At 69.6% G+C, this 25544-nt stretch carries 20 protein-coding genes; 12 read left to right on the plus strand and 8 right to left on the minus strand.

What is annotated here, in order from left to right; genetic code table 11:
• Nucleotides 1-61: 61 nt before the first annotated feature.
• Together MA876_RS15350 and MA876_RS19405 are read right to left on the minus strand one after the other, a co-directional pair.
• Nucleotides 62-943 carry an aldo/keto reductase gene (locus MA876_RS15350; protein ID WP_248151431.1) on the minus strand — a complete coding sequence of 294 codons (882 nt, stop codon included), beginning with the start codon at nt 941-943 and terminating at the stop codon, nt 62-64.
• 9 nt (nt 944-952) lie between these two features.
• The gene (locus tag MA876_RS19405) at nt 953-1426 is read right to left on the minus strand and encodes an ArsR/SmtB family transcription factor (RefSeq protein ID WP_344049927.1); all 474 of its coding nucleotides are present in this window, start codon (nt 1424-1426) and stop codon (nt 953-955) included.
• A gap of 635 nt (nt 1427-2061) precedes the next feature.
• On the opposite strand from MA876_RS19405, the gene hrpA reads away from it, so the two are divergent.
• Together hrpA and MA876_RS15365 are read left to right on the plus strand one after the other, a co-directional pair.
• On the plus strand, nt 2062-5904 hold the full coding sequence (hrpA, locus tag MA876_RS15360; protein WP_248151436.1) for an ATP-dependent RNA helicase HrpA: 3843 nt from the start codon (nt 2062-2064) through the stop codon (nt 5902-5904).
• A 13-nt stretch (nt 5905-5917) separates the two neighbouring features.
• Nucleotides 5918-6859 carry a quinone oxidoreductase family protein gene (locus MA876_RS15365; protein ID WP_248151439.1) on the plus strand — a complete coding sequence of 314 codons (942 nt, stop codon included), beginning with the start codon at nt 5918-5920 and terminating at the stop codon, nt 6857-6859.
• 4 nt (nt 6860-6863) lie between these two features.
• Here the strand turns inward: MA876_RS15365 and MA876_RS15370 are convergent, their stop codons facing one another.
• The gene (locus MA876_RS15370; protein ID WP_248151441.1) at nt 6864-8192 is read right to left on the minus strand and encodes a M20/M25/M40 family metallo-hydrolase; all 1329 of its coding nucleotides are present in this window, start codon (nt 8190-8192) and stop codon (nt 6864-6866) included.
• A gap of 46 nt (nt 8193-8238) precedes the next feature.
• On the opposite strand from MA876_RS15370, the gene MA876_RS15375 reads away from it, so the two are divergent.
• From MA876_RS15375 to MA876_RS15415, 9 genes are all read left to right on the plus strand, one after another.
• A complete protein-coding gene (locus MA876_RS15375) occupies nt 8239-9222 on the plus strand; it encodes a Gfo/Idh/MocA family protein (RefSeq protein ID WP_248151444.1) in 984 nt (327 codons plus the stop codon).
• Nucleotide 9223: 1 nt separating this feature from the next.
• The gene (locus tag MA876_RS15380) at nt 9224-10075 is read left to right on the plus strand and encodes an NYN domain-containing protein (RefSeq protein WP_248151449.1); all 852 of its coding nucleotides are present in this window, start codon (nt 9224-9226) and stop codon (nt 10073-10075) included.
• Between the two features lie 21 nt (nt 10076-10096).
• Nucleotides 10097-11284, plus strand: a complete 1188-nt coding sequence (locus tag MA876_RS15385; protein WP_248151453.1) for an ROK family transcriptional regulator — start codon at nt 10097-10099, stop codon at nt 11282-11284.
• Nucleotides 11285-11308: 24 nt separating this feature from the next.
• Complete coding sequence (locus MA876_RS15390) at nt 11309-12373, plus strand: sugar ABC transporter substrate-binding protein (RefSeq protein ID WP_248151455.1); 1065 nt, start codon at nt 11309-11311, stop codon at nt 12371-12373.
• Nucleotides 12374-12407: 34 nt separating this feature from the next.
• Nucleotides 12408-13328 carry an ATP-binding cassette domain-containing protein gene (locus MA876_RS15395; protein WP_248151859.1) on the plus strand — a complete coding sequence of 307 codons (921 nt, stop codon included), beginning with the start codon at nt 12408-12410 and terminating at the stop codon, nt 13326-13328.
• The gene (locus MA876_RS15400; RefSeq protein ID WP_248151457.1) at nt 13325-14569 is read left to right on the plus strand and encodes a sugar ABC transporter permease; all 1245 of its coding nucleotides are present in this window, start codon (nt 13325-13327) and stop codon (nt 14567-14569) included. Before MA876_RS15395 ends, MA876_RS15400 begins: the two co-directional genes overlap by 4 nt.
• Nucleotides 14570-14875: 306 nt before the next feature.
• A complete protein-coding gene (locus tag MA876_RS15405) occupies nt 14876-15955 on the plus strand; it encodes a sugar ABC transporter substrate-binding protein (RefSeq protein ID WP_248151458.1) in 1080 nt (359 codons plus the stop codon).
• A gap of 133 nt (nt 15956-16088) precedes the next feature.
• The gene (locus MA876_RS15410; protein ID WP_248151460.1) at nt 16089-16895 is read left to right on the plus strand and encodes an ATP-binding cassette domain-containing protein; all 807 of its coding nucleotides are present in this window, start codon (nt 16089-16091) and stop codon (nt 16893-16895) included.
• The gene (locus MA876_RS15415) at nt 16892-18163 is read left to right on the plus strand and encodes a sugar ABC transporter permease (RefSeq protein WP_248151466.1); all 1272 of its coding nucleotides are present in this window, start codon (nt 16892-16894) and stop codon (nt 18161-18163) included. Before MA876_RS15410 ends, MA876_RS15415 begins: the two co-directional genes overlap by 4 nt.
• Before the next feature lie 96 nt (nt 18164-18259).
• Here the strand turns inward: MA876_RS15415 and MA876_RS15420 are convergent, their stop codons facing one another.
• From MA876_RS15420 to MA876_RS15430, 3 genes are all read right to left on the minus strand, one after another.
• Nucleotides 18260-18958 carry an NAD-dependent deacylase gene (locus MA876_RS15420; RefSeq protein WP_248151469.1) on the minus strand — a complete coding sequence of 233 codons (699 nt, stop codon included), beginning with the start codon at nt 18956-18958 and terminating at the stop codon, nt 18260-18262.
• Complete coding sequence (locus MA876_RS15425) at nt 18955-19575, minus strand: hypothetical protein (protein WP_248151471.1); 621 nt, start codon at nt 19573-19575, stop codon at nt 18955-18957. Before MA876_RS15425 ends, MA876_RS15420 begins: the two co-directional genes overlap by 4 nt.
• A 67-nt stretch (nt 19576-19642) precedes the next feature.
• Nucleotides 19643-21166 (minus strand): ATP-dependent DNA ligase, encoded by a 1524-nt coding sequence (locus MA876_RS15430; RefSeq protein ID WP_248151473.1) that lies wholly within the window; start codon nt 21164-21166, stop codon nt 19643-19645.
• Nucleotides 21167-21225: 59 nt separating this feature from the next.
• Between MA876_RS15430 and MA876_RS15435 the strand changes: the two genes are divergently transcribed.
• Nucleotides 21226-21633: a DUF6157 family protein gene (locus MA876_RS15435; protein WP_248151476.1), complete on the plus strand. Its 408-nt coding sequence runs from the start codon at nt 21226-21228 to the stop codon at nt 21631-21633.
• Between the two features lie 39 nt (nt 21634-21672).
• Here MA876_RS15435 and MA876_RS15440 read toward each other — a convergent pair whose 3' ends face one another.
• Together MA876_RS15440 and MA876_RS15445 are read right to left on the minus strand one after the other, a co-directional pair.
• A complete protein-coding gene (locus tag MA876_RS15440) occupies nt 21673-24012 on the minus strand; it encodes a thiamine pyrophosphate-binding protein (RefSeq protein WP_248151479.1) in 2340 nt (779 codons plus the stop codon).
• Nucleotides 24009-25541: a flavin-containing monooxygenase gene (locus MA876_RS15445; protein ID WP_248151482.1), complete on the minus strand. Its 1533-nt coding sequence runs from the start codon at nt 25539-25541 to the stop codon at nt 24009-24011. The genes MA876_RS15440 and MA876_RS15445 overlap by 4 nt, the downstream gene beginning before the upstream one ends.
• Between the last annotated feature and the right edge of the window lie 3 nt (nt 25542-25544).

Raw genomic sequence — 25544 nt, forward strand, 5'->3', positions numbered from 1 at the left:
TCCGAGGCTAGGCGCGGACGCGCGCCCCGTGCCGGTGGACCGACACGGGGCGTCACACGCGTCAGTTCACTTCGCTCGGGTGCGCGCTCACTCGGCCCGACCCGTCGCCGGGGTCGAGCGCGTCGATCGCGGCCATCTCGGCGTCCGAGAGCGTGAAGTCGAAGAGCTCGAGGTTCTCCTTGAGACGATCGCGATTGACCGACTTCGGGAAGACGATGTTGCCCTTCTGGATGTGCCAGCGCAGCACCGCCTGGGCCGGGGTCTTGCGGTGCGCGGCCGCGGCGTCGTGCACGGCCGGGGTGCCGAAGAGGTCGTACTTGCCCTGACCCAGCGGGCCCCACGCCTCGATGTGCACGCCCTTCGCAGTGCACCAGTCCACGATGTCGCGCTGCTGGTAGGCGGGATGAAGCTCGATCTGGTTGACGGCGGGCAGCGTGCCGGTCTCGCTCTCGAGCCGCTCGAGGTGCTCGACGAGGAAGTTCGAGACGCCGATGGAGCGGAGGGATGCCGTGTCACCGAGCGCGATGAGCTGCTTCCACGCGTTCACGAACTGGTCGTTCGCAGGGGCCGGCCAGTGGATGAGGTAGAGGTCGACGAACTCGAGACCGAGCTTCGTGAGGCTCTCTTCGAGCGCCGCCGCGACATCGGTCTGCCGGTCGTTCCACACATTCGTCGTGACGAAGAGTTCGTGACGCGGGATGCCGCTCGCCGCGATCGCGCGGCCCACGCCCTCCTCGTTGCCGTAGATCGCGGCCGTGTCGATGTGCCGGTAGCCGAGCTCGAGCGCTTCGGTGACGACCTTCTCAGTCTCGGCCGGCGGCACCTTGAAAACGCCGTAGCCGAGCTGGGGGATGTCGTAGCCGGAGTTGAGGGCGATGCGCGGAACGTCGGAGAGGTGCTCCGCCTTGACGTCCGCCCGGTGGTCTGCGTGATGTCCTGCCATGCGTCAAGCCTAGAGCGGTCCATACATGTCGTGCTCAGGATCATTCGCGCGCGGGATGACCGTCTGGCGCCCGCGTCGGCCGCTGCGAAGCAGGCGCCCGGGGCCGCGTCGACGCGGCTGGGAAGGCGGGTCCGGGCCATCACCGAGACCGACGTCCCAGCCGGTCCGTTGATTCCAGCGATCGCGCAGGAGTGCGATCTCGCACTCGAGGCCCAACAGACCGTCTTCCCGCAGGCGGTAGAATCGCCAACTCAGGTCGGCTCGCACAGCGACGAAGCCGGCACTGCGCAGGAGGCCGAGGTGCTTGGAGACCGCTGTTCGGCTGAGGCGGTACTCATGCCCGATCACTTCGGCGAGCTGCCCCGCAGTGTGCTCCCCGCTGGCGAGGAGCTCTACGAGCCGGCGGCGCACGGGATCGGCCATCGCCTGGAACGGATGCATTCGATCGCGCCTTGCACGCTCGTCTTCGTCGTCTTCGTCCATGCGGAGACCGTACGGGGGTCCAGGTCGCCGCTCGCCGGTCCGGAGTCTCTCGTGCAGGAAAGTGCTCGCTCGGCTCCTCTGGGGAGGAGAGGTGACTTCTGCGGTCGGTGAGAATCGTTCTCACTTCGACGAGGGACATTCCTCTCCTGCCATGGAACCTCCGGCTCACTCCGTGCCGGTGCGTCCATTGAACTTCCCGCTCACACTCGCTCGTGCAGCCAATGAACTTCCCGCTCACACCCCGTCAGCACAGCCATTGAACTTCCCGCTCACACCGCGCCGGCGCGTCCATTGAACTTCCCGCTCACACCCCGTCAGCACAGCCAATGAACTTCCCGCTCACACCCCGTCAGCACAGCCAGTGAACTTCCCGCTCACGCAACCCCCACCCGTGCAGCCGATGAACTTCCCGCTCACACGACCCCCGGAGGCGCGCGTGAGCGGGAAGTTACATCGCGAAAAGGGATGGTCCGACTCCGGGGTGAGAACGGTTCTCATGAAGGCATCGCCGCTGCACCGCGACGGGACGCCGGTGACCCGCCGCAGCCCCCGCGCACGCTGCTGAACGGCGATACCACTCAGGGCCGGCGAGAACCCGGCACCGCGACGAGCACGGCGGGATACGATCGAAGGCTATGTCTCAGGTCGAACCCGTCATCTCGTACCCGCCGGAGCTGCCCGTCAGCGCCGCGCGCGACGAGATCGCTGAAGCGATCCGCGATCACCAGGTCGTGATCGTCGCGGGAGCAACGGGCTCCGGCAAGACGACCCAGCTCCCCAAGATCTGTCTCGAGCTCGGCCGCACGAACATCGCCCACACGCAGCCTCGCCGCATCGCGGCGCGCACGATCGCCGAGCGCATCGCCGAGGAGCTCCGCGTTCCGCTCGGCTCGACCGTCGGCTACAAGGTCCGCTTCACCGACAAGGTGTCCGCCGACACACGCGTCGCGCTCATGACCGACGGCATCCTGCTCAACGAGATCCACCGCGATCGGCTGCTGCGCCGCTACGACACGATCATCGTGGACGAGGCCCACGAGCGGTCGCTGAACGTCGACTTCCTCCTGGGGTATCTGCACCGCATCCTGCCGAAGCGTCCCGACCTCAAGGTCATCATCACGAGCGCGACGATCGACCCCGAGAGCTTCGCGAAGCACTTCGCCGATCGCGGCGGCAGACCCGCGCCGATCATCGAGGTGTCAGGGCGCACGTTCCCCGTCGAGATCCGCTATCGCGCCGCGCTGGACGAACCCGACGACGTGGACGGCATCACCGCCGCCCTGCGCGAGCTCGACCGCGAGCCGGCGGGCGACGTGCTCGTGTTCCTTCCGGGCGAGGCCGAGATCCGGGATGCGGCGGATGCCGTCCGCGGCATGTACGCGAAGGACGCCGCTCCCACCGAGGTGCTGCCGCTCTACGGGCGCTTGAGCGCGGCCGAACAGCATCGCGTCTTCGAACGCTCCACCGTCGCGGGCGTGCGCCGCCGCGTCATCCTCGCCACGAACGTCGCCGAGACGAGCCTGACCGTCCCGGGCATCCGCTACGTCGTCGATACGGGCACCGCGCGCATCTCTCGCTACAGCAACCGCACGAAGATCCAGCAACTGCCGATCGAGCCGGTGTCCCAGGCCTCAGCGCAGCAGCGCTCGGGCCGCGCCGGGCGGACGAGCCCCGGCGTCGCGATCCGCCTGTACGCGGAGGAGGATTTCGCGAGTCGCCCCGAGTTCACCGAGCCCGAGATCCTGCGCACGAGCCTCGCCGCCGTCATCCTGCAGATGCTCTCGCTGGGCTTCGGCGACATCACGGACTTCCCCTTCCTCACGAAGCCCGACTCGCGCGGCGTGAAGGCGGCGTTCGATCTGCTCGTCGAACTCGGCGCCGTCGACGGCGCGAAGCTCACCGACCTCGGGCGCGAGATCGCGCGTCTGCCGATCGATCCGCGCTTCGCGCGCATGCTCATCGAGGCGCGACGCACGGGGGTGCTCCGCGACGTGCTCGCGATCGTCGCCGGCATGTCGATCCAGGACGTCCGGGAGCGCCCCTCCGCCGACGACCCGAAGGGCCGCGAGGCGGCGGACCGGCTGCACGCGCGCTTCGCGGACCCGACGAGCGACTTCCTCGGAATCCTGAACCTCTGGAAACACCTGCAGGAGCAGCAGGGCGAACTCGGTTCGAGCGCCTTCCGCCGGCTCTGCCGAGCCGAGCACCTCAATTACGTACGCGTGCGGGAATGGGCCGACGTGCACCGACAGCTCTCCCAGCTGCTCGGCCGTCCCAAGGACGACGGGGGGACCGCCGACCCCGACGCGATCCACAAGGCGATCCTGTCGGGGCTGCTGTCGCACATCGGGATCCTGGATGAGCGGCAGGCGGCGAAGCGCGATCCGAAGCGCCCGCCGTCGGCGGAGTACCTCGGCGCACGCGGCGCGCGGTTCTCGATCTTCCCGGGCTCGGCGCTCAAGAAGAAGCGGCCGACCGCCGTCATGGCCGCCGAGCTCGTCGAGACGAGCAGGCTCTTCGCCCGCACCGTCGCGATCATCGACCCCGCGTGGGCCGAGCCACTCGCAGGGGAGCTCGCGAAGCGCTCGCTCAGCGAGCCGCACTGGTCGAAGTCGTCGGGCGCGGCATCCGTCTACGAGAAGATCACGCTCTTCGGGGTCGACATCGTGCCCCGTCGTCGCGTTCAGCTCGCACGCTTCGACCGGCCGTTCGCGCGCGAGCTGTTCGTGCGTCACGCGCTCGTCGAGGGCGAATGGGACGTCTCGCACCTCGACAAGCGCGTCACCGCCTTCGAGCGGCGCAATCTCGAGCTGCGGCGCCGCCTCGAGAAGGTCGAGGAGCGCGAGCGCCGCCGCGACATCCTCGTCGGCGACGAGGCCGTGTACAGGTTCTACGACGCGCGCATTCCGCGAGACGTCTTCGATCTGCGCTCCTTCGAGACATGGTGGAAGGATGCCGCGGCGAAGACCCCGCGGCTGCTCGACATGACCGAAGCCGACCTCGTCGATGAGGCCTCGCGCGGTGACGAGCGCGACTTCCCCGCGCGGTGGACCCAAGGCGACCAGGTGCTGTCGCTCGCGTACCGCTTCGAGCCGGGTGCCGCGGATGACGGCGTCACCGCCGTCGTGCCCGTCGCGCTCCTCGCGCAGCTGCGCCCCGACGGGTTCGACTGGCAGGTGCCGGGGATGCGCGACGAGCTCATCACCGCCCTCCTGCGCTCGCTGCCCAAGGCGATCCGCCGCCATGTCGTGCCCGCGGCCGACTGGGCGGCGAAGCTCGCGGAGGACCTCGTCGGCCAGGGACCGGAGTCGCACGACGGCCTCCCGCCGTCGTCTCTCCTCGACGCGCTCGCGGCGCGCATCCAGCGCGTGGCCAATCAGCGGGTGTCGGCGACGGACTTCGAGCTCGACCGCGTCCCGGGGCATCTGCTCGTGTCGTTCCGCGCCGTCGACGAGCGCGGGCGCGCGATCGGGTCGGGGCGCGATCTCGCCGCGCTCCAGGCGAAGCTCGCCGATCGGTCGAGGACCGCGGTCTCGCGCTCCCTCACCGAACGCGAGCCGCGCCGCGGCCCCCAGGACGTCTCGCCTCGTCGCGCGACACCCGACATCGTCTTCGCCGAGCAGTCCGGGCTCACGGACTGGACGTTCGGGGACCTCCCCGAGGTCGTCGACTCGCGCGTCGCCGGCGGCGTCGTGCGCGGCTATCCCGCGATCGTCGACGAGGGGTCCAGCGTCGCCGTGCGGATCGAGGCGACACCGGATGCCGCGGCATCCGCGACCCTCGCCGGCGCCCGCCGCCTGGTGCTCCTGGCGGTGCCCTCCCCCGCGACGTACGTGCTCGACCATCTCACCGCACCCGAGAAGCTCGCCCTCGCGGCCTCGCCGTACCCATCGGCGCGCGCTCTCGTCGAGGACGCCCGCGTCGCGGTCGCCGACGACGTGATCGCCCGGACGGTCCCCGGCGGCATCCGCACACGCGCCGACTTCGCCGCGGCGCGCGACGCGCTGTCGGCCGTCGTCGTCGACGAGCTCTTCCAGACGGTCTCGCTCTGCGCCCGCATCCTCACCGGGGCACGCGACGTCGAACGCGCCGTCCGCGACCAGAACTCGCTCACGCTCCTGGGCGCGCTGAACGACATCAAGGGGCAGGTCGCGGGCCTCGTGTACCCGGGATTCGTCGCGCGCACGGGCACCGCGCGGCTGGCGCATCTTCCGCGGTACCTGCGCGGCGCGCTGGACCGTACGAAGGCCCTCGCCGACAATCCCGGTCGCGATCGGCAGCGGATGACGGAGTTCGAACGCGCCGCGGCGCTCTACGCCGACGCGGGCGGGGTCATCCCGGTCCCGGCTGACGCGCCGGCATCCCTCGTCCACACGCGATGGCTTCTCGAGGAGTACCGCGTGAGCCTCTTCGCGCAGCCACTCGGCACGGCCGAGCCCGTCTCGATCCAGCGCATCCAGAAGGCCCTTCGGGACTAGTACGTTCGTGAGCATGGCTCACGCGATCGTCTACACCGAGTTCGGCGGACCCGATGTCCTGCACCTGATCGACATTCCGGACGTCTCGCCCGGCGCCGGTGAGGTCGCGATCCGCGTCGAGGCGGCGGGCGTCAATCCGATCGACGCGAAGCTCCGTTCGGGTCGTCGCGCTTCGGATCCCATCACCACTCCCCGACGCCTCGGGGCCGACGGCGCGGGCATCGTGACAGCGGTCGGCGACGGCGTCGACGGATTCCGTCCGGGCGATGCGGTCGCGTTCTCCGGCGCCTCGGGTGCGTACGCGACCGACATCACGATCGCAGCCGACCGCGTGCATCCTCTCCCACCCGCCGTGGGCTTCGCAGAGGGCGCTGCCCTCGGCATCCCGATCGGCACCGCCTACCAGACCCTGCGCTCGCTCGACGTGGGCCCGGGAGACACGCTGTTCCTGCACGCAGGATCGGGTTCCGTCGGACAGGCCGCGATCCAGTTCGCCGTGCTGTGGGGCGCGACCGTCATCGCGACGACATCCGATCGCCGCGCGGATCGCGTCCGCGAACTCGGTGCGATCCCGGTGGCGTACGGCGACGGACTCGCGGAACGCGTCCGCGCCCTCGCACCGCAGGGTGTCTCGGTCGCGATCGACGCGGCGGGAACCGACGGGGCCATCCAGTCCTCGCTCGAACTCGTCGCCGACAAGAGCCGCATCGCGACGCTCGTCCGGGGGAAGGATGCCGCGGGCTTCGGCATCCGCGCCTTCTCCGGCGGCGGGCCCAAGCCTCTGACCGCGCGAGAGCTCGCGTGGCGCGCGGAGTCCATCCCGGTCGCTCTCGCCCTGCTCGCTGCGGGCCGGTTCTCGGTCGAGCTCGGCCCGTCCTACGCGCTCGCCGACGCGCCGGAGGCACACCGCGTCGTCGAGTCCGGCGTCGACGGCAAGGTCGTCCTGACGCCCTGAGTCGTCAGCTCGCCAGAACCAGCGCCCGGTAGAACTCGATCCCCCGCAGCCAGACGTCCACGCGGATGCGCTCGTTGTGCGAATGCAGCGCATCGCGCTCCGAACGCGTCAGGTGGAACGGCGTGAAGCGGTAGACGTGGTTCGAGATCGTGGTGAAGAAGCGGCTGTCGCTCGCCCCGAGCTGCAGGTACGGCGTCGTGACGATGTCCTCGCCGAGCGCTGAGCCGACGGCCGTCGCGATCCGCCGCCATGCCTCGCCCTTCCACGGCGACACGGGCGAAGGGTCGGAGCCGTGCCGCACCTCGAGCTCGACTTCAGGGTCGGCGATCACGCGCCGCGCGCGCTCGGTCGCCGACGCGACGGTGTCGCCCGTGAGCAGGCGGATGTTCACGGCGGCCTTCGCGGTCGTCGCGAGCACGTTCTCGCCGGGGGCTCCCGAAAGCTGCGTCGCGACGGCGGTCGTGCGCACGATCGCGTTCATCTCGGGTCCGAGCTTCGCGAACACCGCGGTGAGCAGAGGCCCCGTGAGAGCGAGGTTCTGGAACACGGCGCGCAACGGCTGTGGGGCGTGCGGCGCGATCGTCGTGAGCATCGCGCGCACGGGCGCCGCGATGCGGCGGGGGAACGGATGCCGGTGCAGCCGGTCGATCGCGCGCGCGAGCCGCGCCGTCGCAGGCACCGCCGGCGGCGTCGAGGCGTGGCCGCCGCCCTCGCGCGCCGTGAGCCAGAGCGTCATGACGCCGCGCTCGGCGACACCCACCATGGCGGTCGGCACCGTGACGCCCGGGATGACGCCGTCGACCACTGCGCCGCCCTCGTCGATCACGAGGGACGGATGGATGCCGCGTCCCTTCAGCACCCCGACGATCGCCTGCGCTCCCCCGCCGGCCGTCTCCTCGTTGTGCCCGAAGGCGAGGTAGACGTCGTGTTCGGGCACGAACCCCTCCTCGGCGAGCGCCTCGACGGCCTCGAGGATCGCGACGAGCGAGCCCTTGTCGTCGATCGCCCCGCGCGCGTGGATCGCGGCATCCGCCCCCTCGCCGACGATGAGCGCCTCGAACGGCGGGTGCTCCCACTCGGACTCGACGATCGGCACGACGTCCTGGTGGGCCATGAGCACGAGCGGGGCCGCGGCATCCTTCCCCGTCCACCGGTAGAGAAGGGAGTGCCCGTCCACGAGCTCGCGGTCGAGCACGCGATGCGTGTGCGGGTAGAGCCGCTCGAGCGCCGCGCGGAACTCCTCGAACCGCGCCCAGTCCACCTCGGATTCGTCGGCGTGCGAGACGGTCGGGATGCGCAGGAGCTCGCGGAAGCGATCGACGGGGGAAGTCACGGCAAGAGCCTAAGCGAGCTGTGCCGAGCGCCAGTACGCTCGGAGGATGACTGGACTTCGATGGGGCATCCTCGGCCCCGGCGGGATCGCCCGCGCCTTCGCAAGCGACCTGCGCACGGCGGGACTGGACATCGTCGCAGTCGGCTCCCGCAGCGCCGAGACGGCGAGCGCGTTCGCCGCCGAGTTCGACGTGCCGCACGTGCACGACTCGTACGAGAAGTTCGTGGCCGAACCGGACGTCGACATCGTCTACATCGCGACACCGCACCCGTTCCACGCCCAGCAGGCGATCCTCGCGCTCGAGGCCGGAAAGCACGTGCTCGTCGAGAAGCCCTTCACGATCAATGCGGCCGAAGCCGCGCAGGTGCAGGGCGTCGCCCGCGCGAAGGGTCTCCTCGCGATGGAGGCGATGTGGACCCGATACCTGCCGATGATGGTGCGCGTGCGCGAGATCATCGCGGCGGGCACGCTCGGCGACATCCGCGCCGTCACCGCCGATCACACTCAGAAGATCTCGAACGACCCCGGTCACCGACTCAACGCGCTCGAGCTCGGCGGTGGCGCGCTGCTGGATCTCGGGATCTACCCGGTCTCGTTCGCGTGGGACGTCCTGGGCGAGCCCGCCTCGGTCTCGGCCGCGGCCGTCCTCGGCGAGACGGGAGCCGACGCCGAAGTCGCGACGATCTTCACGTACGCGTCGGGCGCGATCGCGACGACACTGTCGGCGGCGCATTCGGCCGGGCCCAACACGGCGCACGTCATCGGCACCGAGGCCCGCATCGACATCGACAAGACCTGGTACAACCAGACGTCGTTCCGGGTCGTCGCCCCCGACGGCACGGTGCTCGAGTCGTACGACACCAAGATCGAGGGGCGCGGGATGCAGTACCAGGCCATCGCCGCCGAGCAGTACGTCCAGGACGGATCGCTCGACAGCGGCATCCTCCCCCTCGACGAGACGGTCGCCATCATGCAGACGCTCGACGACGTGCGCGGGATCATCGGCGTGCGGTACCCCACGGAGGCCTGAAATGCCTGATCAGCGCGTCGCGGTCTATCTCGACTTCGACAACATCGTCATGAGCTGGTACGACCGCGTGCACGGGCGCAACTCGTACTCGCGCGATCGGCAGCGGATCGCCGAGAGCCCTGACGACCCCGAGATCGTCGAGCGCCTCTCGGCCGCGACGATCGACGTCGGGGCGATCATCGACTTCGCGGCATCCTTCGGCACGCTCGTCCTCACGCGCGCCTACGCCGACTGGTCGTCGCCCGTCAACGCCGTCTACCGATCGCAGCTCGTCGCGCGCGCCGTCGACCTCGTGCAGCTCTTCCCGGCGGCCGCTTACGCCAAGAACGGCGCCGACATCCGTCTCGCCGTCGACACGGTCGAGGACATGTTCCGCCTGCCCGACCTGACGCACGTCGTCATCGTCGCGGGCGACAGCGACTACGTGCCGCTCGCGCAGCGGTGCAAGCGCCTCGGCAGGTTCGTCGTGGGGGTGGGCGTCGCCGGATCGACCGCGAAATCGCTCGCCGCCGCGTGCGACCAGTTCGACGCGTACGACGCCCTGCCGGGAGTGAAGATGCCCGCCGCCGCCAAGGCGGAAGCACCGACTCGCTCGCGTTCGCGCAAGAAGACGGTCGACCCCGAGGCCGAGCTGCTGGACCGCGCGCTGCGTCTCGAGAGCGACAAGGAGGGCGGCGACTGGCAGCACGCGTCGGCGGTCAAGAGCCTCATCCGTCGCCTGGACCCCGCCTTCAGCGAGAAGGCGCTCGGTTTCAAGAGCTTCACCGATTTCGTCAAGGCGCATCCGTCGATCGCCGAGGTCGACGAGTCGACGAACATCGTGTTGATCAGGCTCATCCCGGCCCAGCGCTGACCCGTCGCGTACGATGTCGCCATGGCACGCCGCCTCTCCCAGCCGGGATCGCAGACCTCGCTCCGCGAGGCCAATCGCGCGCGCGTCGTCGAGTCGCTCAAGCGCCACGGTCGCCTGACGCAGGTCGAGCTCGCCGGGAGCACGGGCCTCTCCCCCGCGACGGTGTCCAACATCGTCAAAGAGCTCACGGCATCCGGACTCCTGCACACCTCCTTCACGTCGCGCAGCGGCCGGCGCGCCACCCTCGTCTCCCTCGCGCGGCAGCTCGGCCTCGTCGCCGGCGTGCACTACAGCGCGCGGCAGCTGCGGATCGCGATCGCGGATGCGACGCGGACCGTCGTGACCCAGACATCCCTCCCCCTCCCCCTCGATCATCGGCACGACGCCGAGCTCGATCGCCTCAGCATCCTGCTCGCCGACCTGATGGACTCGCTCGGCGGCAGCGTGGCCGACCTGCTCGCGGTCGGTCTCGCGCTGCCCGCGCCGATCGACCCGCGCACAGGGATGGTCTCGACCCCCGGCCTTCTGCGCGGCTGGGAGGGGGTGGATGTCGCAGCGAGCCTCACGGCGCGCATCAACCGGCCCGTCCATGTCGACAGCGAGGCCAACCTCGGCGGGCTCGCCGAGGCCCGCGAGGGCAGCGCTCGCGCCGTGTCGTCGTCGGTCTTCATCCGGGTCGGCCACTCGATCAGCGCCGGTCTCGTCGTCGGCGGCGACCTGTTCCACGGCGTGAACGGCAAAGCGGGCCAGATCGGCCACGTCACGCTCGACGAGAACGGACCGATCTGCCGCTGCAGCAACCGGGGCTGCCTCGAGTCGTACGCGGGCGGGCCCGCGCTCCTGTCGCTCTTCCCCCCGCAGGACGGCATGCGCCGCATCGGCGATCTCCTGCAGGCGGCAGAGGCCGGGGACGGAAGCTCGCGCCGTGTCATCGCCGACGCCGGACGCCACATCGGCGTCGCGGCGGCGAGCCTGTGCAACCTGTTCGACCCCGAGCTGATCGTCGTCGGCGGCGAGCTCGGGCTCGCAGGCGAGATCCTCATGGCGCCCATGCGGCACTCGCTCGAGCGCTCGGGCCTCGCGGGCCCGGGCGGTCTGCCCGAGATCGTCGGGGCGTCGTTCGGCGAATGGGCCGAGACCCGCGGCGCGATCGCGGTCGCCCTCGACCACGTGACCGTCGAAGCCGACGCGCTGTCGCACACGGCGTAGGTCGCCGTGGCATTCTCGGCGTCGATGCGACGCTTCCTCCGGCGGACGGCTGCGGCCCTGCTCGCCCTCGGCCTCGCGGCGAGCGCGCTGACCGCCTGCACGAACGAACCCACCGGCACCGAGGGCACGATCGCCCTGCTCCTGCCCGACGCGAAGACCGCACGCTACGAGACGTTCGACCGGCCGTTCTTCGAGGCCCGCGTCGCCGAGCTCGGCGACTACCGCGTGCTGTACTCGAATGCGGATCAGGATGCCGCGAAGCAGCAGCAGCAGGCGGAATCCGCTCTCACCTCGGGTGCGGGGGTGCTCGTGCTCGATCCCGTCGACGTCGCGGCGGCCGTGTCGATCGTGACGGCGGCGAACGAGCGGGGCGTGCCCGTCGTGTCCTACGACCGGCTCGTCGCGGGCGGAGATCTCGCCTACTACGTCTCGTTCGACAACGAGAAGGTCGGGGTCCTGCAGGCGACGGCCTTCACCGAGGCGCTCGACGCACGGGGCGACCGCACCGGAGGCATCCTGATGGTCAACGGATCCCCCACCGACAGCAACGCGACGAGTTTCGCTGAAGGCGCGCACAGCGTGCTCGATGAGACCAGACTGCGCATCCTGGCCGAGTACGCGACGCCCGACTGGAGCCCCGACAAGGCGCAGTCGTGGGTCGCCGGCCAGATCGCGCAGTTCGGCGACGAGATCGTCGGCGTCTACGCCGCGAACGACGGCACGGCCAGCGGCGTCGTCTCGGCCCTGAAGGCGGCGAACGCCGATCCGTGGCCGATCGTGACCGGGCAGGATGCCGAGCTCACGGCGATCCAGCGGATCCTCACGGGCGACCAGTACATGACCGTCTACAAGGCGATGAAGCCGCAGGCCGAACTCGCGGCCGAGGTCGCCGTCGCGCTGCTGCACGGCGAGGAGGTCAGCGCGCCGATGGAGATCGACGGCACGCCCACGACGCTGCTCGACCCGAAGGCGGTGACGATCGACAACATCCGCGAGACGGTCGTCGCGGACGGCTTCTGGACGATCGACGACATCTGCACGCCGGACTACCGCGACGCGTGCATCGCGGCGGGGCTCCTGGACGAGTGATGACGCCGAGACCACGCAAGATGGAGGTGTGACGATGTCGATGCCCGCTCCCCGCACGGGTCGTGCACGCGAGCGCGTGCTGACGATGCGCGGCATCGGCAAGCACTTCGGTGCGGTCAAGGCGCTCTCGGGCGTCGACTTCTGGGTCGACGAGGGCGAGGTCGTCGCGCTCGTCGGCGACAACGGCGCGGGCAAGTCGACACTCGTCAAGGTGCTCTCGGGCGTGCATGCGCCGGATGCCGGCACGATCGAGTTCGACGGCGAGGCCGTCGAGATCCACACCCCGGCCGATGCGCAGGAGCTCGGCATCGCGACGGTGTTCCAGGACCTCGCGCTCTGCGACAACCTCGACGTCGTGGCGAACCTGTGGCTGGGGCGCGAGCTCGTCGCCGAGGGGATGCTGGACGAAGTCGGCATGGAGGAGCGCACGTGGACGCTCCTGCGCGAGCTCTCGGCGAAGGTGCCGTCGGTCCGGATCCCCGTGGCATCCCTCTCGGGCGGCCAGCGCCAGACCGTCGCGATCGCGCGCTCGCTCATCGGCGACCCGAGGGTCATCATCCTCGACGAGCCGACCGCCGCACTGGGAGTCGCGCAGACCGCCGAGCTGCTGAACCTCATCGAGCGTCTCCGCGAACGCGGTCACGGCGTCGTGCTCATCAGCCACAACATGGCCGACGTCATGGCGGTCGCCGACCGGGTCGTCGTGCTGCGGCTCGGTCGCAACAACGGCGAGTACAACGTCGCCGACATCACGAGCGAGACGCTCATCGCGGCGATCACAGGCGCGACAGACATCACGATGCGGCAGATGGTGCAGGATGCCGCGCGCAAGCATCCCGCTCCCCTCCCCGAGACCGTCGCCGATGACACACCGGCCGGCATCATCCGGCTCGCCGATGGACGGCCGAAGGACGGGCGTGGCCGTCGTGCACCGCGCGGACGGGACGAATCATGACGGCTCGCGAGACGGGCACGATCCCGAACGACCCCGAGCAGAATCCCCTGAGCCCGGAGGGCATCCGCGCCTCGTTCGCACTCCTCGTCGCTCGCATCCGCGGCGGCGATCTCGGCTCGCTGCCCGTCGCCGGGGGCCTGGTCGTGATCTGGGCGGTCTTCCAGATCCTCAATGCGGCGTTCCTCTCGGCCGAGAACCTCGTGAACCTCACGATGCAGTGCGCCGCGATCGGCACGATCGCCCTCGGCGTCGTGCTGGTGCTGCTCGTCGGCGAGATCGACCTGTCGGTCGGTTCGGTCTCCGGACTCGCGTCGGCCGTGCTCGCCGTGACCTTCGTGCAGCTGCGGTGGAGTCTCGAGCTCGCGCTCCTCGCGGCGATCGCGATCGGCTGCCTCGTGGGGCTTCTGTACGGCTTCCTGTACAACCGTTTCGGGGTGCCGAGCTTCGTCATCACCCTCGCCGGACTTCTCGGCTTCCTGGGGCTGCAGCTGTGGGTGCTCGGCGCGACGGGCTCGATCAATCTGCCCGACTCGTCGTGGATCGTCTACTTCGCCCGACAGCTGTATCTGCCGCCGTGGGCGTCCTACGCGCTGATCGTCGCCGGCGTGGGCCTCTACGCCTGGATGCGAGTCCGTCAGGCACGCCGCCGCGCCCGCGCGAATCTCGTGAGCCAGAGCTACGTCGAGATCGGGGTGCGCGCGGGAGCACTCCTCGTCGTGCTGCTGGCGGCGGCGTGGTACCTCAACCTCGATCGGGGGGTCGGGGTCATGTTCGTCTTCTTCGTCGCGCTCGTCATCGCCGCGAACGCGGTGCTGACCCGCACGAGGTGGGGGCGTGCCGTCTACGCCGTCGGCGGATCCGTGGAGGCCGCACGGCGCGCGGGCATCCGCGTCGACCGCATCTACCTCTCGGTCTTCGCGCTGTGCTCGACGCTCGCCGCGGTCGGCGGGATCCTGGCCGCCGCGCGCCTCGGAGCCGCGAACCAGAGTTCGGGTGGCGGCGACGTCAACCTCAATGCGATCGCTGCGGCCGTGATCGGCGGCGCGAGCCTCTTCGGAGGGCGCGGCACCGCGTTCGCAGCGCTTCTGGGCATCTTCGTCATCCAGTCGATCTCTTCGGGCCTCGCCCTGCTCACCCTCGGTTCGTCGGTGCAGTTCATGGTGACGGGCGTGGTCCTCGTCCTCGCGGTCATCATCGATTCGCTCTCGCGCCGGAAGCGCGCAGCCTCGGGCAGAGCCTGACCTCGCCGTTCACCGGCGTGTCGCCATTGGGTTCATTTGGCGAACGCTCCCCTCACGACCCGAGGATGCGAAACGATTCGAGTGATCATTCTGATGCCGTTGCGGCACCGATAGCCCGCATACTGCGCCTTGGATAAGGGCTGCGCGCCGAGCGATGACGTCGGATCACGAAGCCAAACCCTGCGTTGCAAAAGCGTTACGTTCAAGACTTGACGACAACCGATCCGCTGAGCATGATCGATGACAGCGCGATGCCGCGTCAGGCCAGTTCCTGGGGCTCGCATGTTCAAAGACGAAAGGCGAAAGATGAAGAAGTCATCAATCCTCGCCGCTGCCGCCCTCACGGGCGCCGCGGCGATGCTGCTGGCCGGGTGTTCCGGCTCGAGCGGCGGAACCCCGACCGATGACGGCGACGGCGGTGGCGAAGCCGGCCGCGCATGCGTCATCCTCCCGGACGCGGCGTCCTCGCCCCGCTGGGAGAACTTCGACCGCAAGTACCTCCAGGAGGGCCTCGAGGGCGCGGGGTTCGAAGTCGACATCCAGAACGCTCAGGGTGACGTCAACAAGTACTCGACGATCGCCGACCAGCAGCTCACGCAGGGCTGCGGCGTCATGCTCCTCGTCGACTACCAGGGCGCCGCCGAGGCCGTGGCCGCGAAGGCCAAGGCCGAGGGCATCCCGGTCATCGCGTACGACCGTCCGTTCTCGGGCGCCGACTACTACGTGTCGTTCGACAACACCGAGGTCGGTCGCATGGAGGGCCAGACGGTCCTCGACGGGCTCGCGGCTGCGGGCAAGGACCCGGCGTCGGCCGTCGTCGTCTACATGGGCGGCGACCCGACCGACGGCAACGCGGCGATGTTCCACGACGGCGCGGTCGAGGTCATGGAAGCGGCCGGCATCACCGCCGCGGCGGAGCCCCCGGGAGTCTGGGACCAGGCGAAGTCGCAGACCAACTTCGAGCAGGCCCTCACGGGTCTGGGCGGCAAGGTCGACGGCGTCTGGGTCGCGAACGACACCAACGCCGCGGGCGTCATCAAGGTCCTGCAGGACAACGGACTCGAGGGCGTCGCCGTCTCGGGCCAGGACGCGAACGTCGCGGGTCTGCAGAACATCCTGCTCGGCTGGCAGACCGCCACGGTCTACAAGCCGGTCAAGGACGAGGCCGACGCGGCCGTGGCCACCGCGATCTCGCTGCTCAACGGCGAGACCGTCGAGGGCGACGCGGAGCTCGAGGACGGCACGCCGTACATCCAGGTCACGCCGATCCTCGTCGGACCCGACAAGGTCAAGGACGTCGTCGCCGCCGGTGACGCCGCCTACGACGACGTCTGCACCCCGGACGTCATGGCCGCGTGCGAGGAGTTCGGCGTCGTCGCGCCGTAATCCACAGCAGTGAGGGGGCGCCGCGTCCACGTGACGCGGCGCCCTTTCCACGCCGGAACATTTCCTCCTGCCCCGCCGGGTCACCCGGGTCTACGATTCCCGTAGATCGACCCCTGATCGCAAGGAAGCGAGCATGCCAGACACGATCATCGAAACGCAGCCGATCATCCAATTGGTCGACGTCAAGAAGTCCTTCGGCCCCGTCAGCGTCCTCAAGGGCGTCGACCTCAAGGTCTACCCCGGCAGAGTGACCGCCCTCGTCGGCGACAACGGCGCCGGCAAGTCCACGCTCATCAAGGGTCTCGCGGGCGTCCAGCCCTACGACGAGGGCGAAGTGCTCATCGACGGCGAGCACCGCGACCTCCACGCACCGCGCGACGCCTCCGGCCTCGGCATCGAGGTCGTCTATCAAGATCTCGCGCTGTGCGACAACCTCGACATCGTCCAGAACATGTTCCTGGGGCGCGAGGAGCTCTCGGCCGGAACGTTCGACGAGGGCAGGATGGAGCGCGAAGCATCCGACACCCTCCGCTCCCTCTCGGTGCGCACCGTCAAGTCCGTGCGCCAGAAGGTCTCGTCGCTGTCCGGTGGTCAGCGCCAGACCGTCGCGATCGCCCGCGCGGTCCTCAAGAAGGCCCGCGTCGTGATCCTCGACGAGCCGACCGCGGCTCTCGGCGTCGCCCAGACCGAGCAGGTGCTCAACCTGGTCCAGCGGCTCAAGGAGCAGGGCGTCGCCGTGATCCTCATCAGCCACAACCTCGCCGACGTGTTCCAGGTCGCCGACGACATCGCGGTGCTGTACCTCGGCCAGATGGTCGCGCAGATCGATGTGAAGGACACGACGCGCGACGACGTCGTCGGCTACATCACGGGAACGAAGACCCTCGGAGGGATCGAGCACATCGGCACGACCAACCTCCCGACAGGAGGAGCGGAATGAGCAGCAACGCACCCCGCAGCAGCGCCGCACCCGATCCGGTCGCGAGCGACCTCATCGGCAGTGGCGTCGAGGGCGGCCTCGGCGATCAGGTCCGCGCGTGGTGGCAACGGGTCCGCGGCGGCGACATGGGAGCCCTTCCCGCGGTCGGCGGACTCGTGGTCCTGGGCGTCATGTTCTCGATCCTCAGCCCGTTCTTCCTCACCGAGCGCAACTTCGCGAACCTGCTGAACCAGGCGGCGACCCTCGTCGTGCTGGGCATGGCGCTCGTGTTCGTGCTCCTGCTCGGCGAGATCGACCTCTCGGCCGGCGTCACGGGCGGCGTCGGAATGGCGCTCTTCGTCATCCTCTTCGCCAAGTTCGGGTTCCCGTGGCCGCTCGCCCTGCTCGTCGGCTTCGGTTTCGGCTTCGCCACCGGCGCACTCATAGGCTTCTTCGTCGCGAGGATCGGCATCCCGTCGTTCGTCGTCACGTTGGGCTTGTTCCTCGGCTACCAGGGCCTCGCGCTGCTCATCATCGGCGACGGCGGGCTCTACCGCATCGAGGTGCCCGAGCTCATCGCGATCCAGAACGGCAACCTGCCGCCCTGGGGCGGCTGGCTCATGCTCGCGATCATGCTCGCGATCTCGGCGGCGACCTCGTTCTGGGATCGCAGCCGCCGCACGCGTGCCGGTGTGCCGAACCGCGCGATCTCGCTCGTGTTCATCAAGCTCGGCGTCATCGCGGTGCTCGGCGGGATCGTCGTGTTCGTGCTCAACCAGAACCGCGGTCAGTCGATCGTCGCGGTCGAGGGCGTGCCGATCATCGTTCCGATCGTGCTGGTGATCATCTGGCTCGGCACCTTCCTGCTCGATCGCACGAAGTTCGGCCGCTACGTGTACGCGATCGGCGGCAACGCCGAGGCCGCCCGCCGCTCGGGCGTCAAGGTGCGCTGGATCAAGTGGTGGGCGTTCGTCATCTGCTCGAGCCTCGCCGTGTTCGCGATGCTGCTCAGCGTCTCGCGCGTCGGGACGGTGGATGCCACGGTCGGCCGTGACATCGTGCTGTCGGGCGTCGCGGCGGCGGTCGTCGGCGGCGTCAGCCTGTTCGGCGGCAAGGGCCGGCTCGTCCACGCCGCGATCGGCGCGCTCGTCATCGCGACGATCACGAACGGCCTGGGCCTGCTCAACCTCGGCGGCGGCATCAACCTCATGGTCACGGGCGGTGTCCTGATCCTCGCGGCGACGGTCGACGCACTGTCGCGCCTGAGGTCTGGCGGCGCACGCGCCTGATTCCTCGGGAAGACCGCGAGAACCCATCTCCACGACGAGAACACGGCGCACGCACGTGTTCTCGTTGCGGGGATGGGTTCTCGTCGTATCCGGGGGTCAGGGCGCGCACAGGACCTCGTCGACCCAATCGGGGACGAGAGCGCTCGCGGGACCGGCACGCACGTCGTCGAACGGCACTGCGGAGTCCGACGGAACGAGGTTGAGCTCGACCGTCCGCGCGCCGAACGCCGCCGCGAGCGCGACGTAGCCCGCGGCCGGGTACACCTCGCCCGAGGTGCCGATCGAGGCGAACACGTCGCACGCGATCACGGCCTCCTCGATCCGATCGAGGTCGTAGGGCATCTCACCGAACCAGACGACATCCGGTCGCAGCGTGCGCTCCCCGCAGCGCGGACACGCGGGGCGGTCGAGCAGGTCGGTCGACCACTCGGGTCGGGACGCACATGCCGTGCACAGCGCACGGGCGAGTTCGCCGTGCATGTGCACGAGGTTCCGGGTGCCGGCGCGCTCGTGCAGATCGTCGACGTTCTGCGTCACGACGAGCAGATCGTCGCCGAGCGCCGACTCGAGGCGGGCGAGGGCGTGGTGCGCGGGATTCGGGGAGACGGATGCCACGGCCCGCCGCCGCTCGTCGTAGAACCGCAGCACGGTGTCGGGGTCGCGGGCGAAGCCCTCGGGGGTCGCGACGACCTCGACGCTGTGGCCCTCCCAGAGCCCGCCGGCGTCGCGGAAGGTCGCGACGCCGCTCTCGGCCGAGATGCCCGCGCCGGTGAGGACGACGATGCGAGGCGTCACCGAGCCGTTCCCGGCGCGCAGAACGAGAGCACCCGCGTCCACACGTCGCCGAGCGACAGGCGCGGGTCCCCGGCTCGCGTGAGCGGCACCATCTCGACGCGCACGTCGGGGAGGTGATCGCGGTGCCAGGATGCCGCGGCGGCCGCGGCATCCGGATCCTTCTGCGCGTTGAGGATGAGCGTCTTCGCCGTCACCGTCTCGAGGAGCTCTTCGGCGAGGTCGCGCTGAGCTGCCGTCTCGGGCAGCGGCGCGGCGACCAGGACGAGGCGATCGACGAGTCCGGGCGATTCGGCCACGATGCGCGACGCGACGGCCGCGACGGCGCCGACGCCGACGAGTGCCACCGACGCGTCGGGCGCCTGCGCGCGGATGAGGTCGATGACCGAGGCGGCCGCCGTCTCTGCCGGCGTCTCTCCGCGGTATGCGGCGGGGTCGTCGAGTTCGGCCTCGCTCAAGCCGACGGCGAGCACCCGCACGTCGCGGCGTGCGGTGTCGGCCGGACCGGGGTCGCTCGTCGCCGTCGCGCCGTGGCGCAGGACCACGATGGTGCGCCGGGCTCCGGGCACTCCGAAGGTCGCGGCATCCAACGGCTCCTGCGGACTCTGCGCACGTGTCACCTGATCATCCTCTCTCGACCCCCGAAGTCCCACTCTGCCCGAGGCCTCGTTCAGCCCTGAGCCTCCCTCAGCCCCGCAGCAGCGCGCGCAGCGTCTGGATCGTGTCTGCCTCTGCGGGCGATTTGTCGGGCCGATAGCCCTTGACGCGCGCGAAGCGCAGAGCGACGCCGCCGGGATACCGCGTCGAACGCTGCACGCCGTCGATCGCGATCTCGACCACGGTCTCGGGGCGCACGTGCACCGCGTACTCGCTGCGGTGCGTCTCGATCGTCGGAAAGTGCGCCGTCTGCCAGCGCAGCAGCTCATCGGTGAGCCCTTTGAACGTCTTGCCCACCATGACGAAACCCCCGGGCGGGCCGAACTCGCCCGCGGGATCGAGCGCGCCCAGATGCAGGTTGGAGAGCATCCCCGAACGACGCCCCGAGCCCCATTCGACGCCGAGCACGACGAGGTCGTAGGTGAGCACGGGCTTGACCTTGATCCAGGACTTGCCACGTCGGCCGGCGGTATACGTCGAGTCGACGCCCTTCACGAGAACGCCCTCATGGCCGGCCGCCAGCGCCGCGCGCGACAGTTCTTCGGCAGCGACCGGATCGCTCGTCACGATCCCCGGCATGCGCCACTCCCCCGCGACGCGCTCGAGTTCGAGAAGGCGCGCCGTCAGTGGTTCGTCGACGAGGTCGCGCCCGCCCGCGTGGAGGATGTCGAAGAACCACGGCTTCAGCGCGAGCTCGCTCGCCGACTCCGACCCGAACCGCGACATCGTGTCCTGGAACGGCCGAGGACCCCCGTCTTCATCGAGGGCGAGCGTCTCTCCGTCGAGGATGAGGTCCCCGCCCGGGAATCCGCGCACGACCTCGACGATCTCGGGCACGCGGTGCGTGATGTCGGCGAGGTTGCGCGTGTACACCCCGAGGTCGTCGCCGCGCCGATGCACCTGGATGCGCGCTCCGTCGAGCTTGTACTCGACGGACGCCTCGCCGGCGATCCCTAGAGCGTCGGGCACGGATGCCGCCGTCGACGCGAGCATGGGCAGGACGGGGCGCCCCACGACGAGCCCCACGGCGTCGAGATCTTCCGGCGTCGCCGTGAGCGCGATGACGGCGGTCTCGCCGAGATCGCCCGAGAGCATGGCCGCGCGCCGCACCGTGGGCGCGGCACGCCCCGCCGCCTTCGCGATCGCGTCGAGCAGCACACCCTCGAGCGCGCCCGTGCGCAGCTCGCCCATCATGACGCGCGCGAGGAAGTCCCATTCCTCGGCCGTCGCGGCGGACGCCAGCGCCTCGAGCTCGGCACGCCGCGTCGCGACCGATCCGGCGCCCTCGGTCGATGCGAGTCGCGTGAGGGCCGCGTCGACGTCTGCGATGGAGAGGTGGGATGCCGCGTCATGCGCGACCTCGAGGCTCGACAGGCTGCGCCAGCCGATCCCGAGCCGGCCCTGGCGCGGCTTCGCCAGCAGCAGCCCGACGGCCGGCGCGATCTCCTCGGGTCCGAGCCCACGAAGGAGGGCGGCGAGCGCTTCGATCTTGGCGAGCCTCGAGGATGTCGAAGCCGCGGCATCCGTCGCCGTGACGAGATCGTGAAGCAGCATCCGTCCATCATCCTCCGCCCCGCAGACACCGTGTCGGGGGTTGCGCCTAGGCTGTCCCCGTGCACACGACCGACTACTTCGATACCTTCATCGAGGTCGCCGAGGACTCGCCGACAGACCACGCCGTCGAGCCTCCGCACCGCGATCAGCCGACCGTCGCAGAGCTGCACTACGAGCTCATCTCGGCGCGGCCCTACGAGCTGACGTCCGACGACGTGCTGTTCGAGACGTACGCGCGCCGCAACGGCATCGCCGACGCCGATCGCCCAGCGGCACGAGAGCAGCTCTTCTCGAAGGGCCAGGCCTGCCTGCGATCGTCGCCGCTGGGCAAGCGGTACGGCTGGGGCATCCACTCCGACGACCAGGGCCGCGTCGCGCTGTACGCGCGGGAGTCCGAGGAGTACCGCCGCCTCGCGGGCGCAGATGACGTCGCCCACACACGCGCGATGCGCTCGAGCCGCGGCTAGGCCGGAGCGGCCGAAGCCTCCCGATGGCCGTCCACGCTGTCACGGGCGAGCGAGGAGATCCTTCGCCGCGTCGCGGATGTGACGAGAGCCGATTCCGGCCGCCGCGTACACGTCGTCCAGATGCCCCGACTGCCCGAACTCGGTCGTGCCGAGAACGACGGACGCGGCGCCGACTGCTCCGCCCAGGAAGTCCAGCGTGTGCGGATGCCCGTCGAGCACAGCCACGAGGGCATCGGTTCCGCGGAACACGGCATCGATGATCGACCCGTCCGCGTCGTCGGCGGGGAGGCCGCGCCGCGCGCGTACGGCCCGATAGAGCCGATCCGCGCTCGTGACGCAGACCACTCTGTTCGGGATTCCCTCGCGATCCAGCCGTTCCGCAGCGTCGAGCACCTCCGGCATGACAGCGCCCATTCCCACCAGAGCCAGCCGTGCGGTGGCATCGCCGCGCAGGACGTAGGCACCCGCGAGGACATGACGGCGACGTCGCTCACGGGCGTCCGGGTCTTCCGGGACCTCGGCGCGCGCCTGGTCGATCGGCCGCGACGACAGACGGAAGTAGCTGCCGCTCCCTCCGGAGTGTCCGAGGCGCGAGAGGGCTTCGAGCATGAGCCACTCGAAATCCTGGGCGAACGCGGGCTCGAGCGAGACGACCCCCGGCTGCTCGATCCCGATCGATGGCGTGATGATCGACTGATGAGCGCCGCCCTCGGCTGCGAGCGTGATGCCCGAGGGCGTCCCGACCAGGATCGACTGGCCGCCGGAATACACCCCGAACGACCACGGCTCGAGCGCGCGCGTGACGAACGGGTCGTAGAGCGTGCCGATGGGCAGCAGAGGCTCACCCCAACGGCTCCACGTCGCCCCCAGCTCGCCGAGGAGCCCGACGAGATTGCCTTCTGCGATCCCGAGTTCGATGTGCTGGCCGCCAGGCTGCTCCTTCCAATGCAGGATCGTCTCGGCATCGTCGGCGAACCAGTCTGTCTTGTTCGTCGAGGACCAGACCCCCACCTTGTTGACCCAGCCGCCGAGGTTGGTGCTGGAGGCGACGTCCGGAGCAACGGTCACGACACGTCGAGCCGTGTCGGGAGAGGTCCGCGCGAGATCCATGAGGAGCCGACCGAGCGCCTGCTGCGTGGACGACGTGCCCCGGATGAGACGAGCGAATTCCGCGGGCACGACGGCTCGCGGCGCGGGGGCGGTCTCGTCCCTGCGCAACCGGTCGGCGACGTCGCGCACGAGCGCGCCCGCATCAGATCCCTCGTCGAACCTGCGCCACGGATCTTCGATGCTCTCACCCGAGCGCGCCGCAAGCTCCCGCATGTCGGCCGGGGTGAGAAGGTTCGAGTGGTTCTGCGGGTGGCCGGCGTTGGCGAGTCCATGACCCTTGATCGTGTACGCGAAGATCACGGTGGGCCGCGACTCGTCGATCTGCGCGAAGGCTCCGATCAGCGCCTCCACGTCGTGACCCGCGAGTCCACCGACAAGCTCGCAGACCCGATCGTCGTCGTAGCCGTCGAGCAGCCTCCGGATGGTTGCGGCACCCTCCCCATCGCCGGGCAACCGTCGGCGTAGCTCCTGCGCGTCACAGCGGAGCATGCGCTGGTACTCCCCGTTCGTCATCTGCTCGATGCGACGCTTGAGCGCCTCCCCTCCGGCCCTCTTGAACGCTTCGGTCAGCGCGACGCCGTACTTGGCCTCGATCACCTGCCAGCCCGCGGCGTGGAACATGCTCTGCAATCGTGTTCCGGAGATGTTCGGCACGACGCGGTCGAGCGACTGCCGGTTGAAGTCCACGATCCACACGACTTCGCCGAGGTCGGCCACCATGGGATCCAGTAGCGCCTCCCAGACGGCCCCCTCGTCGAGCTCGGCGTCCCCGACCAGACTGAACTGGCGTCCCGGCGGGCGACGCTGTCCGCTCGCATCCGCGGCGTAACGATGTGCGATCGCTCCCCAGATCGGCGCTGTGGCACCGATGCCGACGGATCCGGTCGAGTAGTCGACGGTGTCGCGGTCTTTCGATCGGCTCGGGTAGCTCTGGAGGCCGCCGAACTGGCGCAGAGTCGCCATGTCCTCGGGTTCGAGCTCGCCGAGCAGGAAGTTGATCGCGTGCAGCACGGGCGACGCGTGGGGCTTCACCGAGACCCGGTCGAGTCTCGTCAGCTCCGCGAACCACAGCGTCGTCATGATGGTGGCGATGGACGCGCTGGATGCCTGGTGCCCGCCGACCTTGAGACCAGCGGGATCCCTCCTGGCAGGACTGTTCGCCGCGTCTATCATCGATGCCGCGATCCACCTCACCTTGTGCTCGATGGCACGCAAGGCAGTGAGGTCCACGTGCCGCTCAGCGATCCGTCGGTCGTCGATGATACTCATCCGCGCTCCAGCGACTCGACTTGCAGGGGTTCGTCGGCCCCCCGCGTGCGTTCGCGCGAGAATCTGGTCGCCGGGAGCGCGAGGAATCGCGTGAGGGCGGCGTAGACGATCGCACCCTCGGGCCACTGAGTCACGACGCGTCCCGATTTCGAGCGGAAGTAGCTCTGCCCCTGCGCGAAGCTGGTCTTGGCCATGCGCCGCTGGAGCAAGTCGTTGAACACGTCGTGATATGTCTGCTTGACTGCGGCGGATGTGTAGCCCTTCCTCACCATCCGTCGCAGAACGCGAGCGATGTAGTCGGCTTGTCGCTCCAGGTTGAACACGATCGCGTAGAAGTTCGTGTTCGGTCCGTACATCATGAAGAAGTTGGGGAAGCCCGGTACGGAGATTCCCAGAAACGCCTGCGGATCGTCACCCCAGGTCGCGTGGATGTCGCGCCCGCCCTCGCCGACAACGGTCATGCCCAGGAGGAACTCAGCCGGCCGGAAGCCGGTCGCGGTGACCACGACATCCGCCGGGTGCTTCTCGCCGTTCGCGTCGATGACGCCGTCTTCGTAGAGGGCGGCGACGGCACTCGCGACCACCCGCACGTTCTCGCGCTGGATTGCGGGCAGGTACTCGTTGCTGCGGACCGGCCGCTTGGCGAGGTAGGCACCCTTCGGCGTGAGCAGCGCACGCAACTCCGGATCGGCCACGGAGTTCGCGAGGTGGAGCGTGCATCGATCGATCGCCTTGCGATCGGCAGCCGACCCGGGGCGCACCACCCGGCCGCCGAACCAGTTCTTCTCCTGGTTGAAGAAGAGCCGAGTCCGTTCCCGACGGTATCCTCGCGGTGAGTTCAGCCGACGACGCTGCTCGGGCGTGAACGTGCTCCTCTCCTTCATGTCCACCCACGCGGGCTGGCGCTGGAAGAGTGTGAGACTCGCCGCCCCCGGCGCGAGCGCCGGCACCACCTGCGCCGCCGATGATCCGGTGCCGATTACCGCGACGCGTTTGCCCTCCCACGGGACGGAGTGGTTCCAACGTGCGGTGTGGACCACCTGTCCCCCATACAGCTCGCGCCCGGGCAGATTCGGCTCAGCCGGAACGTTCAGCAGACCGATGGACGAGACCACGGCAGTGAACCGCCACTCACGACCGTCGTCCGAGCGAACCGTCTGGCTCTGCGAGCGCTCATCCCACTCGATCTCGACAATACGGGTGCGCAGCTCGAGTCGGTCGCCCAACCCCCACTCGTCCGCGGTCTCCTCGAGATAACCCAGCAGTTCCCCCTGCGTCGCGAAGGGGCGCGACCAGTCGTAGGGCTTGAACGAGTACGAGTACATGTGCGACGGTGTGTCGACCTCCGCGCCCGGGTAGGTGTTGTGGAACCAGGTTCCGCCGATGCCGTCTCCCGCCTCGAAGATCGTGAAGTTGCTGATCCCCGATCGGATGAGCCGCACGGCCATCGCGATTCCCGCGAAGCCCGCCCCGATGATGGCGACGGATGGTCCGCCGATGGAGGGCTCGCTGTTCATCTGTGTGTGCATCCG

This window comes from Microbacterium aoyamense (genome assembly GCF_023155855.1).
Taxonomy (GTDB): Bacteria; Actinomycetota; Actinomycetes; order Actinomycetales; family Microbacteriaceae; genus Microbacterium; species Microbacterium aoyamense.

Coding starts and splice junctions, on each gene's coding strand:
- MA876_RS15350 (WP_248151431.1), bottom strand. CDS start 943: ATGGCAGGACATCACGCAGACCACCGGGCGGACGTCAAGGCGGAGCAC.
- MA876_RS19405 (WP_344049927.1), bottom strand. CDS start 1,426: ATGGACGAAGACGACGAAGACGAGCGTGCAAGGCGCGATCGAATGCAT.
- hrpA (WP_248151436.1), top strand. CDS start 2,062: ATGTCTCAGGTCGAACCCGTCATCTCGTACCCGCCGGAGCTGCCCGTC.
- MA876_RS15365 (WP_248151439.1), top strand. CDS start 5,918: ATGGCTCACGCGATCGTCTACACCGAGTTCGGCGGACCCGATGTCCTG.
- MA876_RS15375 (WP_248151444.1), top strand. CDS start 8,239: ATGACTGGACTTCGATGGGGCATCCTCGGCCCCGGCGGGATCGCCCGC.
- MA876_RS15380 (WP_248151449.1), top strand. CDS start 9,224: ATGCCTGATCAGCGCGTCGCGGTCTATCTCGACTTCGACAACATCGTC.
- MA876_RS15385 (WP_248151453.1), top strand. CDS start 10,097: ATGGCACGCCGCCTCTCCCAGCCGGGATCGCAGACCTCGCTCCGCGAG.
- MA876_RS15390 (WP_248151455.1), top strand. CDS start 11,309: ATGCGACGCTTCCTCCGGCGGACGGCTGCGGCCCTGCTCGCCCTCGGC.
- MA876_RS15395 (WP_248151859.1), top strand. CDS start 12,408: ATGTCGATGCCCGCTCCCCGCACGGGTCGTGCACGCGAGCGCGTGCTG.
- MA876_RS15400 (WP_248151457.1), top strand. CDS start 13,325: ATGACGGCTCGCGAGACGGGCACGATCCCGAACGACCCCGAGCAGAAT.
- MA876_RS15405 (WP_248151458.1), top strand. CDS start 14,876: ATGAAGAAGTCATCAATCCTCGCCGCTGCCGCCCTCACGGGCGCCGCG.
- MA876_RS15410 (WP_248151460.1), top strand. CDS start 16,089: ATGCCAGACACGATCATCGAAACGCAGCCGATCATCCAATTGGTCGAC.
- MA876_RS15415 (WP_248151466.1), top strand. CDS start 16,892: ATGAGCAGCAACGCACCCCGCAGCAGCGCCGCACCCGATCCGGTCGCG.
- MA876_RS15430 (WP_248151473.1), bottom strand. CDS start 21,166: ATGCTGCTTCACGATCTCGTCACGGCGACGGATGCCGCGGCTTCGACA.
- MA876_RS15440 (WP_248151479.1), bottom strand. CDS start 24,012: ATGAGTATCATCGACGACCGACGGATCGCTGAGCGGCACGTGGACCTC.
- MA876_RS15445 (WP_248151482.1), bottom strand. CDS start 25,541: ATGCACACACAGATGAACAGCGAGCCCTCCATCGGCGGACCATCCGTC.